Origin of the sequence: Aidingimonas halophila (assembly GCF_900106955.1) — a bacterium.
In the GTDB taxonomy this organism is placed as follows: domain Bacteria; phylum Pseudomonadota; class Gammaproteobacteria; order Pseudomonadales; family Halomonadaceae; genus Aidingimonas; species Aidingimonas halophila.
In genome coordinates this window covers 297,547-309,461 of record NZ_FNNI01000002.1, presented here as the reverse complement: position 1 = coordinate 309,461, position 11,915 = coordinate 297,547, and the positions used below count along the sequence as shown (strand labels likewise).

12 protein-coding genes are annotated in these 11,915 nt (G+C 60.6%); 8 read left to right on the top strand and 4 right to left on the bottom strand.

The window, feature by feature from the left end; translation table 11 throughout:
* Positions 1 to 9: 9 nt before the first annotated feature.
* Positions 10 to 1,230, bottom strand: coding sequence for a helix-turn-helix domain-containing protein (locus tag BLW01_RS04775; RefSeq protein ID WP_092568354.1), 1,221 nt, complete (start codon positions 1,228 to 1,230; stop codon positions 10 to 12).
* A 119-nt stretch (positions 1,231 to 1,349) separates the two neighbouring features.
* Between BLW01_RS04775 and BLW01_RS04770 the strand changes: the two genes are divergently transcribed.
* Complete coding sequence (locus BLW01_RS04770; protein WP_092568353.1) at positions 1,350 to 2,147, top strand: DUF899 domain-containing protein; 798 nt, start codon at positions 1,350 to 1,352, stop codon at positions 2,145 to 2,147.
* 29 nt (positions 2,148 to 2,176) lie between these two features.
* Here the strand turns inward: BLW01_RS04770 and BLW01_RS04765 are convergent, their stop codons facing one another.
* Positions 2,177 to 3,274, bottom strand: a complete 1,098-nt coding sequence (locus tag BLW01_RS04765; RefSeq protein ID WP_092568352.1) for a putative sulfate/molybdate transporter — start codon at positions 3,272 to 3,274, stop codon at positions 2,177 to 2,179.
* 182 nt (positions 3,275 to 3,456) lie between these two features.
* On the opposite strand from BLW01_RS04765, the gene BLW01_RS04760 reads away from it, so the two are divergent.
* From BLW01_RS04760 to BLW01_RS04750, 3 genes are all read left to right on the top strand, one after another.
* The gene (locus BLW01_RS04760) at positions 3,457 to 3,936 is read left to right on the top strand and encodes a nucleoside deaminase (RefSeq protein ID WP_092568351.1); all 480 of its coding nucleotides are present in this window, start codon (positions 3,457 to 3,459) and stop codon (positions 3,934 to 3,936) included.
* 118 nt (positions 3,937 to 4,054) lie between these two features.
* Complete coding sequence (yghU, locus tag BLW01_RS04755) at positions 4,055 to 4,930, top strand: glutathione-dependent disulfide-bond oxidoreductase (protein ID WP_092568350.1); 876 nt, start codon at positions 4,055 to 4,057, stop codon at positions 4,928 to 4,930.
* A 109-nt stretch (positions 4,931 to 5,039) separates the two neighbouring features.
* A complete protein-coding gene (locus BLW01_RS04750; RefSeq protein ID WP_092568349.1) occupies positions 5,040 to 5,933 on the top strand; it encodes an alpha/beta fold hydrolase in 894 nt (297 codons plus the stop codon).
* Positions 5,934 to 6,086: 153 nt separating this feature from the next.
* Here the strand turns inward: BLW01_RS04750 and BLW01_RS04745 are convergent, their stop codons facing one another.
* Positions 6,087 to 6,917: an arginase family protein gene (locus BLW01_RS04745; RefSeq protein ID WP_092568348.1), complete on the bottom strand. Its 831-nt coding sequence runs from the start codon at positions 6,915 to 6,917 to the stop codon at positions 6,087 to 6,089.
* Between the two features lie 286 nt (positions 6,918 to 7,203).
* Between BLW01_RS04745 and BLW01_RS04740 the strand changes: the two genes are divergently transcribed.
* From BLW01_RS04740 to BLW01_RS04730, 3 genes are read left to right on the top strand one after another with little or no spacing between them, the layout of a single operon-like run.
* Entirely contained in the window at positions 7,204 to 8,175 is a 972-nt protein-coding gene (locus BLW01_RS04740) for a DUF2157 domain-containing protein (RefSeq protein WP_092568347.1), read from the top strand.
* A complete protein-coding gene (locus BLW01_RS04735) occupies positions 8,172 to 9,242 on the top strand; it encodes a DUF4401 domain-containing protein (protein ID WP_092568346.1) in 1,071 nt (356 codons plus the stop codon). The genes BLW01_RS04740 and BLW01_RS04735 overlap by 4 nt, the downstream gene beginning before the upstream one ends.
* Positions 9,235 to 9,756 carry a GDYXXLXY domain-containing protein gene (locus BLW01_RS04730; protein WP_092568345.1) on the top strand — a complete coding sequence of 174 codons (522 nt, stop codon included), beginning with the start codon at positions 9,235 to 9,237 and terminating at the stop codon, positions 9,754 to 9,756. Before BLW01_RS04735 ends, BLW01_RS04730 begins: the two co-directional genes overlap by 8 nt.
* Here BLW01_RS04730 and BLW01_RS04725 read toward each other — a convergent pair.
* A complete protein-coding gene (locus BLW01_RS04725) occupies positions 9,737 to 10,507 on the bottom strand; it encodes an HAD-IIA family hydrolase (RefSeq protein WP_092568344.1) in 771 nt (256 codons plus the stop codon). The genes BLW01_RS04730 and BLW01_RS04725 overlap by 20 nt on opposite strands.
* Before the next feature lie 157 nt (positions 10,508 to 10,664).
* On the opposite strand from BLW01_RS04725, the gene BLW01_RS04720 reads away from it, so the two are divergent.
* Positions 10,665 to 11,906 (top strand): dicarboxylate/amino acid:cation symporter, encoded by a 1,242-nt coding sequence (locus BLW01_RS04720; protein WP_217635489.1) that lies wholly within the window; start codon positions 10,665 to 10,667, stop codon positions 11,904 to 11,906.
* Positions 11,907 to 11,915 lie beyond the last annotated feature (9 nt).

The window sequence follows — 11,915 nt, the reverse complement described above, 5'->3', positions numbered from 1 at the left end:
GACTATAGCCTAGCTACCTGGATAAGGGCCGGGGAGTAACAAGGTTGTCGTGAATCCGGGCACGGGCGACGTCATCCAGCGACGCGCCCGCCCACGACCGAACGATTGCACCTTGTCTGCGGCTAAGAGCGCGTCGAGGGCTCGCTGTATGGTGCGCTGGCTGGTGCCGAGCGCCAGTGCCAGGGCCGAGCTCGACCATGCTTCACCGTCGTCAAGCAGGGCGAGTAGCGCGGCATGCTTCTCATCGATCGGCCGTGCCAGCACCACGACGTCGCCTGTATTGTGCGGCACCAGCTTGAACCCCCGTTGCGTCGCGCTCACATCTGCCAGTGTGCCGAGCTCTGAGCGTAGTCGCCCGATTTCGACCCGCAAACGCGCGCGATGCGTGTCATCGGCGAACCGGGTGCGGAAGGCGTGCGCGATGAGCGTGCCCCTCGGCACATCGTCAGGCCAGGCTTCGCCCAGCAAGCGTGCGAGTGAGAACAGTACCGGGCGCCTGGCGAGCGAGACCACCGTGTGAGCATTCCGCACGACATGGCGACAGGCGTCCACGACGAGTGCCTTCGATGCCAGTAATGCCTCGACCTCTTCCAGTAACAGCAGCCGCTCTTCGCCCTGATCAATCAGGCGCGCGGCTGGGGTGTTCAAGGCGAGAAAGGCACTTTCCACTTCCGCCGTCAGTGCAGGAATCCCGGCATGGTGCGCGACGCCTTCGGCCCGGGTGAGCGCCGCGCGTGCCGTTGTCGTCTGCAGGCGGCGTATGGCGATCCCTGCCACCACGAGCTCATGGGCTGTCCTCAGTGCCGGTGGGAAGGGGCTGGGATCGAGATCGGCGAGCATATGCTCTGCCTCGTCCAGATGCCCGGTCAGCAGCAGGTGTCGGGCTTCGAGGTACCGTGCATGCGCCGCGTTCACCCGGTCGCCATACTGTTCGAGCGTCGCCCGCGCCGTGCCGAGCGCCTGCGTGGGCCAGTTCAGGTTGCGTGAGACGAGCGCGATCTCGGCCTCGGCGATGACACACCTGGCACAAGCGACGGCTTCTTTGGGGCCGAAGGCGCGCACGGCTCGTCTCAGCAGCGCTTTCGCGCGCTCGAAATCGCCAAGCTGGGCCATCGCGATCCCTCGCAACGCTAGCGCCGGTGCATCGTCGCGCAGTGCGATCCGGTTCAATGCGCCGAAGGAATCACCCGCCGTCAATGCACGGGCTGCGGCCGTGATCAAAGAGTCCATCGCAATCCCGCCACACTTGTTACTCCCATCGTGAGGTCACCCGGATTCACTATATCTCATGACCGCGAAGGTTATATCGAGAACGTAACAAGGACATTTGACGAAAGGGGAGTCAAACCATGACGACACATATCACCGGGACGTACGAGGAGTGGCTGGCCGCGCGGCTTGAGCTGCTCAAGGCCGAGAAGGAACTTACGCGAAGAAGCGATGAGCTGGCCCGCCGGCGGCAGGAACTGCCATGGGTTCGTATCGACAAGGCGTATCGTTTCGAGACCGATAACGGGCGTGCCTCGTTGGTGGATCTCTTCTGCGGGCGTTCGCAGCTCCTCGTTTACCATTTCATGTTCGGACCCGATTACACGGCGGGTTGCCCGTCCTGCTCGGCGATCGCTGACGGCTTCAACGGTATCGTCGATCACCTGGCCAATCATGACGTCATGCTGTGGGCGGTGTCGCGAGCCCCGTTAGCGACATTGCAGGCCTACAAGCAACGACTGGGATGGACCTTTCCCTGGGCGTCCTCGCATGGCAGCGACTTCAACTTCGATTTCAATGTCTGGTTCAGCGAAGCGCAACAGCGTGAGGGGAGTATCGAATACAACTATCAGCGCGAGCCGGCGGATCAGTTACGCGACAGCGAGCAGCCTGCCGCCGACATACCCTCGCGATCGACACCCGACGGGGCGACTATCGGTGCTGCCATGAGCGGAACGGACAAGGCCACATACACGCGTGAAAGGCCCGGCATGAGCGCATTCGTGCTCGAGGAGGGGAGCGTCTACCACACCTATTCCACCTATGCACGCGGACTGGACGGTTTGTGGAGCATGTACCAGTGGCTCGATCGCGCACCGAAAGGACGCAACGAGACAGGCATGTGGTGGCGTCGCCACGATGAGTACAATCAGAGCTGAACGGGGGTGACGACTATCCGCAATGGACGTTACTCCCCGGTTGGGGCACCGCGGCGGCGGATGAGCATCTTGCGCAGTTTCTCGGCGATCAGGCCGGCAATCAACCCCAGCAGTGCACCGCCAAAGAGGGTGACGCCGGCCGTGATGGCGATCACGGGGCGGCAGTCCGGGCGGGCGTCGAATAGGCGCTTGCTAAGCATCAGTTCGACCGCTGCATAGGCGAGCAGGGCACCCACGACCGGCGTAGGAATAGCGGCAAGCCAGGCGATCACCGTGGGACCCTGCAAGGCGGCGAGGGCGCAGACACCGGCCATGACCAGGGGAGCCACCAGGCTACGGGCGCCGAAACGGTGATGGGCGGCAATGCCGCCGGCACCATGACACATCGGCATAGCGCCAAGTGGCGCCAACGCCAGGTTGAGCAGCCCGCTGGAGGCCGCCAGTCGACGTTCGTTCACTCGGTCCGCCCGGCCGGGGTAGAGCGAATGGGCCACCGCGGCGGCTACCACCACGGCATTGAGTAATGTCAGCGGTAATTGTGCCATGACGCCGGTGGCGACGGCCCGAGCCGAGAGGTCGGTATCGGGTGGTGGCACGGCCGGGTCGAGCGGCTCGGTCGGTGTGCCCAGCAGCAACGTTGAGGCCACGACCAGCAGGGCCCAGGGGCCGCGTGGCCAGACCCAGGATAGTCCCAGTGCCGCCAGCGCCGGCAGAGCGATGAGCCAGCCTTCCGCCATCATCGACAGTGCCATGGCGCCAAGCATCAGGCCGAGGCCGGCCTGCAGACCGGTGACGATGGATTGGGGCAAGGCGCGAGCGACCTGGGTCAGGCGTGGCGTGGCGGCCAGCACCAGAAGGATCAGCCCAATGAGCGCGCCCGCCCAGGCGGTTTCGCTGGCAGTGAGTCCGCCGGTGAGGATGACCGCCCCCAGCGCCTTCATGGGCTGAACGGCGACAGGCAACCGATAGAGCAGGGCGACCAGCAGATAACCTGCGGCGAAGCCCAGGAATACCGGCGTGGGGGCAAGCACCCCCAGGCCCAGGGCGGCAATCACGTAGGGCAACAAGGTGCCGAGGTCGCCGAACGCCCCGGAAACATCGCCGGTCACATCCTTCAGCCGCTGCATGGAAACCGTGCTCCACCGCTTGTCATACCGCTACTCTAGACGCCGAGCCCATGGCTGTCCTTAAGCGGTTCGTCGGTCACCGTATCGCGATGGTGGTGGTGTGCCACACTTTATGCATCGATCATGCAGGATGAACGATTGACTGTCATAGTGGGAAATAGTCGGGAAGCGAGGGGCACGCCATGGTCGTAGAGAGCGAGTATTGCTATCTGGAGCGTTGTCTTGAATTGGCGGCCGAGGCCTTGACGGCAGGTGACGAGCCGTTCGGCAGTGTACTGGTCGATGAGGCGGGTAACGTGCTTGCCGAGGACCGCAACCGCATCGCCGGGGGCGATTCCACCCAGCATCCGGAGTTTGCGCTGGCGCGCTGGGCGGCCAATCACATGTCACCCGAGGCCCGTGCCAAGGCCACGGTGTACACCTCCGGCGAGCACTGCCCGATGTGTGCGGCGGCACATGGCTGGGTAGGGTTGGGACGTATCGTGTATGCCAGCTCGTCGTCTCAGTTGCGGCACTGGCTCGATGCCATGGATGTCGGGCCACCGCCGGTGGCGACGCTCCCCATTCAGACGATCGTGCCGGGATTACCTGTCGACGGCCCGGTGGAAGGCTTTTACCAGCGGGTGCATGAGTTGCATCGTCAACGACATGGATGGGCGTAGCAGCGAGGGCGGGATCGGTAGTGGCGATAGCGTGCGATGATCGGGTCGATCAGTGGTGGATGGCAAAACGTTAACACGCTATCGTTTGCCTGACTGTTCATCCGATCATGGAGTTCACATGAGCCAAGAGACTGACTACACCCCACCGCAAGTCTGGACCTGGGAAAACGAGAGTGGCGGCACCTTTGCCAGCATCAACCGGCCCATTGCCGGCCCGACCCATGAGCGAGAGCTCCCGGTCGGCGACCATCCGTTCCAGCTCTACTCGATGGGCACGCCCAATGGCGTGAAAGTGACGGTGATGTTCGAGGAGCTGCTGGCACTGGGCCATCGCGATGCCGAATACGATGCCTGGCTGATCCGTATCGGCGAGGGCGATCAGTTCGGTAGCGGTTTCGTCGAGATCAATCCCAACTCCAAGATTCCGGCGATGGTGGATTACAGCACGCCGGAGCCCACGCGGGTGTTCGAGTCCGGCGCGATCCTGCTCTATCTGGCCGAGAAATTCGGCGCCTTTCTACCCCGCGAGCCTCAGGCTCGCACCGAGACGCTGAACTGGCTGTTCTGGCAGATGGGCAGTGCGCCGTTCGTCGGTGGTGGGTTCGGCCACTTTTACTCGTATGCGCCGGTCAAGATCGAGTATGCGATCGACCGCTTCACCATGGAAACCAAACGTCAACTGGATGTGCTCGATCGCCGGTTGGCGGAGACCCGTTATCTGGCCGGCGATGATTACACCATTGCCGATATGGCGATCTGGCCCTGGTACGGCCAACTGGTGCTGGGACGGCTCTACGATGCCGGTGAATTCCTGCAGGTGCACACCTACGAGCATGTGGTGCGCTGGGCCAGGGAAATCGACGACCGCCGGGCCGTTCAGCGTGGGCGCATGGTCAACCGTACCTTCGGCGAGCCGGAAACCCAGCTTCACGAACGCCACGATGCCAGTGACTTCGAGCGAAAAACGCAAGATAAACTGGAATCGGTCGAGTAAACGTCATTCTGTCGTGGTGCGCCTGCCGAACAACTATCAGGGACGATAGGTTGACGAGCTGGTCGTGTCCAAGCCATACGATAGCTGCGGCCAATAGAGGAAGAGAGCTATGCCTGCACATGACAAAGTCGAGCTCGGCGGCAAGGTGTTTACTCACTCGATGGTGGAAGCAGAAGGCATCCGCTTTCACACAGTTTCCGGGGGACAAGGGTTTCCGGTTCTACTGATGGCGGGTTTCCCGCAAAGCTGGTATGCATGGCGCCGTGTCATGCCTCTACTTTGCGAGCATTTCCATGTGGTTGCGATTGACCTGCCTGGGCAGGGGGATTCCGACAAGCCGATAGATGGTTACGATACGCGAACAACGGGAGATCGCGTTCATGCATTAGCGAAAACGCTTGGCTTCGAACGCTATCATATCGGCTCGCACGATATTGGTTCGTGGGTGGCTTATCCCTTTGTCGTGCGCTTTGCCGAGGAAGTGGGCCGGCTTGTGATGCTGGATGCCAATATACCCGGCGTCACGCTAAAATCGACCATCGAGGTTGGCCCCCATAACTGGAAAGCTTGGCATTTTTTCTTCCACCAGGTAGCAGACCTGCCCGAGATATTGATTACCGGCCGCGAGCGAAGTTACATAGAGTGGTTCTTCCAGAGGAAAACCTACAATCCAGCCGGCACTTTCTCGCAGGCTGATATCGATGAGTATGAGCGCGTTTACAAACAGCCCGGTAACTTACGAGGTGCGCTGGCATATTATCGGGCCGTGCTGGAAGACGTTGAGCAAAACAAGTCGTTAGCGACGACAAAAATAGACACCCCGACACTCGCGCTGGGTGGAGATGTCGGGATGTCCCCGGACATCTTCGAAGCCATGAAACCGTTAACGAGCCATATTGAAGGTGGCATCGTGCGTAATTGCGGCCATTACATGCCTGAAGAGCAACCTGAAGAGATCGGGGAGAAAATGATCGATTTCTTTAAGAAGGATGAAAACGGCTAAATGCCTGAGCCGACTATTCTCATAGGGATGACCAACCAAGTCGTGGCCTTAGCCACTTGCATGATGGCGGCCGTACTTAGCTTTCTGGCTACTTACTAGTGACATAGAGCTCCGGGCATACAGAGACGCTGTCACCATGCTTGTCGGGCTGCTCTATGGCCCGGTCCCTCTATGGATGGGGCATGCTGCCAAGAGTGTACTGGCCAATGGAGACGGGTCGAACAGTGGTGACGTTTCCTGCCGGCGAGACTCGAATTCGGCGACCTGTATGCCGAGAATTTGTTGGTTTCGGCTAAGGTGTCTAAATAAAGTGGATAAAGTCTCCAGTGTTATTCCTCCTGGACAGGCATACTCAGTTGGAACATGACCCGGTTCCAGGACATCGCAATCGAGATGGATATAGCAGGCAACATCCCCCAGCATGGCTAACAAGCGCTCGACGAAATCCGTTCCTGGTGGTACATGCTTTGGTGCGCCGGCATCGATCAATTGTCGTTCGCATGGGTCGAGTGCACGTGCGCCTGCCAAGATGATGTTATCGAGCGACCACCCGGTGCCAAGCCCCGAATTCCACTGTCCGGCTGCAGCGCTGACTACCATGCCGCCAAGGTAGCCTGACTCCGAGTTTCGAGGCGTGTTCAAGTCACCATGGGCATCCAACCACAGTAAAATGGCGTCAGGATGATGACGGGCGATCACTGGTAGAGTTCCCAGGGCCGCGGCACAGCGTGGGAGTACGGTAATAGGAAAGCGATCATGGTCGAGGGTGTCAGAAAGCGTATTACCCAATTGCCGTAATACCGGCCGTGTGTTCATCAGTTGCCGGTGCCAATCGCCATGGAGTAGAGGGCCTGATTCGCCAATATGGATAGGCGCGACCGAGATGCGATCGGATAGAACTTCTGCTAATCGACTGGCTCCCTCCATGCCCAGTGTGTTGCGATCGGCCGTGGGAGAGTGGAACAACAACAGATCCATTGTCATAGAAACACCTTTGAACTGGACCACGATGCGTAGCGCCGTACCTATGGAGACTCGAACATCCTATATTGCCGGCTCGGGATGGTATAGCCACTTCACTCGCTGTCACCGTGAGGATTGGCTGAGATATGACCCGCTATGAGACTGCGTATGGACGGTGACGGTCTGATCATGGGGAAGTGAATTGTGAACGATAATCGTCAAGGAAGCAGAAACCAGAGCGGCAACTGGCTAGTGATGGGACCATGAAGTACGCTTCTCCCTGTCGGAGACAACGCAAGGGAATGACATGGCTTCGATTCGTCAGCAATTGATGGCATTGATCGAGCAGGGTGCGATACCGGGCGAGCAGGTGACGCATGCCGTACGCCACGCTGGCCTCTATCCTTCGGGCCGGGGCTGGCTGATCTTTCTGGATCGTCTGCTGCTGTGGCTGGGCTGCCTGGCGCTGGTCTGTTCGGTGCTGTTCTTTATCGCGTATAACTGGGCCGACATGGGGCGCTGGCTTCGTTTCGGGCTGGTGGAAGCCGCCTTGGTACTGTCCGTTGCCGCCTACTGGATTGTCGATGGACGCGGCGTGGTGGCGCCGGTGGCGTTGACGTCGGCGACGTTGCTGCTGGGGGTGCTGCTGGCGCTGTTCGGGCAGGTCTACCAGACCGGTGCCGATCCCTGGCAGTTATTCGCCATCTGGGCGTTGCTGATATTGCCCTGGACGCTGGTTGCTCGTTTCGCCGTGCTCTGGATACTTTGGTTGGCACTGCTCAATCTTGCCATCCTGCTCTACTTCCAAGTGTGGGGCAGTCCGTTCGGTATTCTGTTCGTGGGCGATGCATCCGCCCTGTGGGGAGCATTCCTGCTCAACTCGCTGGCGCTGGCTGCCTGGGAGCTAGGCGCCATGCGCTGGCATTGGCTGGCGACCGGTTGGGCCAGGCGCTTGCTGGCACTGGGTAGCGGGATGCCTCTCACGCTGCTGATCATGTCGATGATCATCACTGAACGTGGCGGCGCGTCACCGGAAGCGATGGTGTATCCACTCTGGCTGGTGGCGCTCTATGCTGTCTACCGTCACTGGAAACCGGAGCTGTTCATGCTGGCAGGAGGCTGCCTGTCGGCGATCGTGGTGATCACCCTCTTTCTCGCCAGACACCTGATCTGGGATGCCGGTGCGGGTAGCTGGCTGTTCATGGCCATGGCGGTATTGGGGCTGGGCGCCGCCGCCGTAAGCTGGCTCAAGCGGTTGCACACGGAGTGGCACTCATGAGTCGCGCCACGCCATCACTAAGAGAGACACTGGCGCGCGCCGGCATTGCCGTGGCGGGCAAGGAGGCGCTGCCGTCATTGGAGGCTCCCTGGTACGTGCGTGCACTGCAGGCGTTATCGGGCTGGTTGGCGGCGTTATTCCTGCTGGTATTCATTGGCCTGGCGGCGATACCGCTGATCGAGAGCAGTCTCGCTTCCATGGTGATGGGGCTGACGATGCTCGCTACCGCCTATGGACTGTTGAGGAAGACGCCGGGCGATTTCGGTGAACACTTGGCGTTGGCCATCAGTCTGGCAGGACAAGGGCTGGCAGTGTGGGCGGTCGGCACTTTCCTGGGAGCAATGAGCGTCGGCCTATGGTGGGCAGTGCTGGCGCTGCAGGCGGTGCTGGCGACGGCGATGCCGAGCTCCACACACCGGATTCTCTCCGCTTTTGCTGCCAGCCTGGCACTGTACATGGTCATGGCGCAGAGCGGCATTCCCTATATCGCCAGTGGGCTGATACTGCTGGCCTTGACCTGGCTCTGGTTGAACGAGTTTCGCTGGCCGGCCCGAATGCGGCACATGCAGTCACTGGGATACGGCTTGTTGCTGGGGGTGCTCACCCTGCAACTCGTGGCGTATTTCGGCCAGCCACTGATGGGATGGTGGTATGGTTTCGATACTGCGCTGTGGAGCTGGATGGGGCCGTGGATGGCGGATGTTCTGGCCATGCTGGCGTTACTGCTGCTCCGAGGCGTGTTTCAACACCATGAGAGACCCATCGAGCCGGTGATACGCATCGTGGCCTATGGTGCCGTGGCGGTGCTGATGCTGGTGTCGTTCCAGGCTCATGGCGTGCTTCAGGGAGGCGTGGTGGTGGCCTTGGGATTCGCTATCGGCAACCGTGTCGTGGCGGGGCTTGGCGTGATATTGCTGCTGTCGTCGATTGGCAGTTATTACTACCTGCTTGATGTCACCTTGCTGACCAAGGCCATGACTCTGTTCGCCATCGGCGTATCGTTGCTGGCGATGCGCTGGCTGCTGAGGTATCGGTGGCAGCCCGCGGAGGGGGATGTCGATGAATAAGATCATCGCAGCCGCGGCCACGTTGGTGATATTGGCGGTGGTCAACTGGGCGATATGGGACAAGGAGCAACAGCTGGCGGAAGGCGAAGTGGTGTACCTGGCATTGGCGCCGGTGGATCCCCGTTCACTGATGCAGGGCGACTACATGGCTCTGAACTTCGAGATCGGCAACCGGATCCGCGAGGCGCTGCATGAGCGGCAATCCGGCGAGGGTGCGCTGCGTGCGGCGGACGGTCATGTCATCGTGACTCTGGATGAGCAACGCGTTGCGCACTTTCAGCGCCTGGATTCCGACCAGCAAGCGCTGGCGGACGATGAAATGCGGCTTCGCTATCGAGTGCGCAACGGGCGGGTCGAGTTTGCCACCGACGCCTTCTTCTTCCAGGAAGGGCATGCCGAGCGCTATGAGCCGGCGCGCTATGGTCGATTCCGTGTCAACGAGCAAGGCGATCCTTTGCTGGTCGCCCTGTACGACGATGACTTCGAGCGTCTGATTACTGCAATAGCTCGCTGATGGAGTCGAGTATCTCGCGGGGGCGGTAGGGGTAGCGTTCGACATCTGCGCGGGTCGCGATGCCGGTCAGTACGAGGACCGTGTGCAGACCCGCTTCGATGCCGGCGATCACGTCGGTATCCATGCGGTCGCCGATCATTCCGGTACGTTCCGAGTGAGCGCCGAGCTTGTTCATTGCCGAGCGGAACATCATCGGGTTGGGCTTGCCGACATAGTAGGGATCGCGTCGGGTCGCGGCGGTGATCAGGGCGGCGACCGAGCCGGTGGCAGGAAGCGGGCCTTCCGGGCTGGGGCCGGTCACATCGGGGTTGGTGGCGATGAAGCGTGCGCCATCGTTGATCAGTCGAATCGCCTTGGTGATCGCTTCGAAGGAGTAGGTGCGTGTCTCGCCGAGAACGACGAAGTCGGGCGCGACATCGGTCATGACGAAGCCGGCTTCATGGAGGGCGGTGGTCAGCCCTGCTTCGCCGATCACGAATGCCGAGCCGCCGGGCGCCTGATCGCTCAGGAATGCCGCCGTCGCCAGGGCGGATGTCCATAGCTGCGCTTCGGGTACCTCGATGCCGATGCGCGTCAGGCGGGCGCTGAGGTCGCGGGGCGTGTAGATGGAGTTGTTGGTGAGTACGAGGAAGGGGGTCCCTTGCGTGCGCCATCGGTCTATCAATTCGGCTGCACCGGGCAATGCCCGGTCTTCACGAATCAATACGCCATCCATGTCGGTCAACCAGCAGTCGATTGCGCGTTCGGTCATCGTCGTGTCCTGTTCACCCGGTGAATGGAACCAGCATAATGGTAATGCGCTAGCTCCGCAGCCTTCAGACAGGATTCGGCGTTAGCAAGGCGAGCGGGAAGACAGTCACTGCGATACAGAGGGAGACGGCTCGGTGAAATCACTGTTACAGGCTTACATGAATGTCTCGTTGATACTGCGAGTCACGATCGCGTTGGTACTCGGGGTGATCGTGGGGCTGGTCGGCGGACAGACCGTGGCCAACTGGCTGGCACCGTTTGGCGATCTGCTGTTGCGGTTGTTGCAATTCCTGATCGTGCCTATCGTGTTGTTCACCCTCATGGTCGGCATCAATCAGGCTAGCCAGGGCAGTATGGGGCGTATCGGTCGGAAAGTGTTTCTCTATTACGTCGGTACGTCCGCACTGGCGATTACCGTTGGCCTGGTCGTCGCCACATTGTTCAGTCCCGGTAGTGGCATGACGCTGGATGAGAGTGCCGAGGTGTCGGTACCCGACAATCCCGGGTTCGTGCAGGCGTTACTCAATGTCGTACCGGACAATATCGTGTCTGCCTTCGCTGAGCTGAATCTGCTTGGCATCATTTTCACGGCGATCGTGTTCGGGGTGGCACTCCTGAAACTGCGCAACTCGGAATCGCAGGCGGCGCTCGGCGAGCATCTCTATCGAATGGTCGAGGGGCTCAAGGAAGTGACGCTCAAAGTGATGTCTGGCGTGCTTCAATACGTGCCGATCGGTGTCTTTGCCATCGTTGCCGAGACGGTGGGCGAGCAAGGGGTGGCGACGCTACTGTCACTAGGCGATATGGTCATGGTGCTCTATATCGCGCTCGGCGTTCAGTTACTCATTTACTGCGGTCTCATGGGGCTGTTCGGCGTGAAGTTGGGGGCTTTCTTCCGTGAGGCGCGTACCCCCATGGCCACTGCCTTTGCCACCCAAAGCAGCTCCGGGACTCTGCCACTGACGCTTGAGGCCGCACGACGCCTGGGGCTGTCGCAAGGTGTTTACGGGTTCAGTCTGCCCCTGGGGGCGACCATGAATATGGATGGCGCAGCGATCCGCATCGCCATCTCGGCCGTCTTTGCCGCCAATGTGGTCGGGGCACCCCTGGATTTCATGAGCATGTTGCAGATCGTTCTGATCGGTACGCTCGTTTCGATCGGAACGGCCGGCGTTCCCGGTGCGGGCATCATCATGATTGCCACCGTGTTTTCCCAGGTAGGACTACCGATAGAGACAGTAGCCCTGCTGACCGCCATCGATGCCCTGGTGGGCATGGGCTGCACGGCACTCAATGTGACCGGCGATCTGGTGGGGACCTCGATCATTGCGCGCAGCGAGGGGGAAAATCTGACGGATTCCACGGAAACTCCTGCAACCGATAGCGGCGCGGCAGGTTAAAGGAACGGC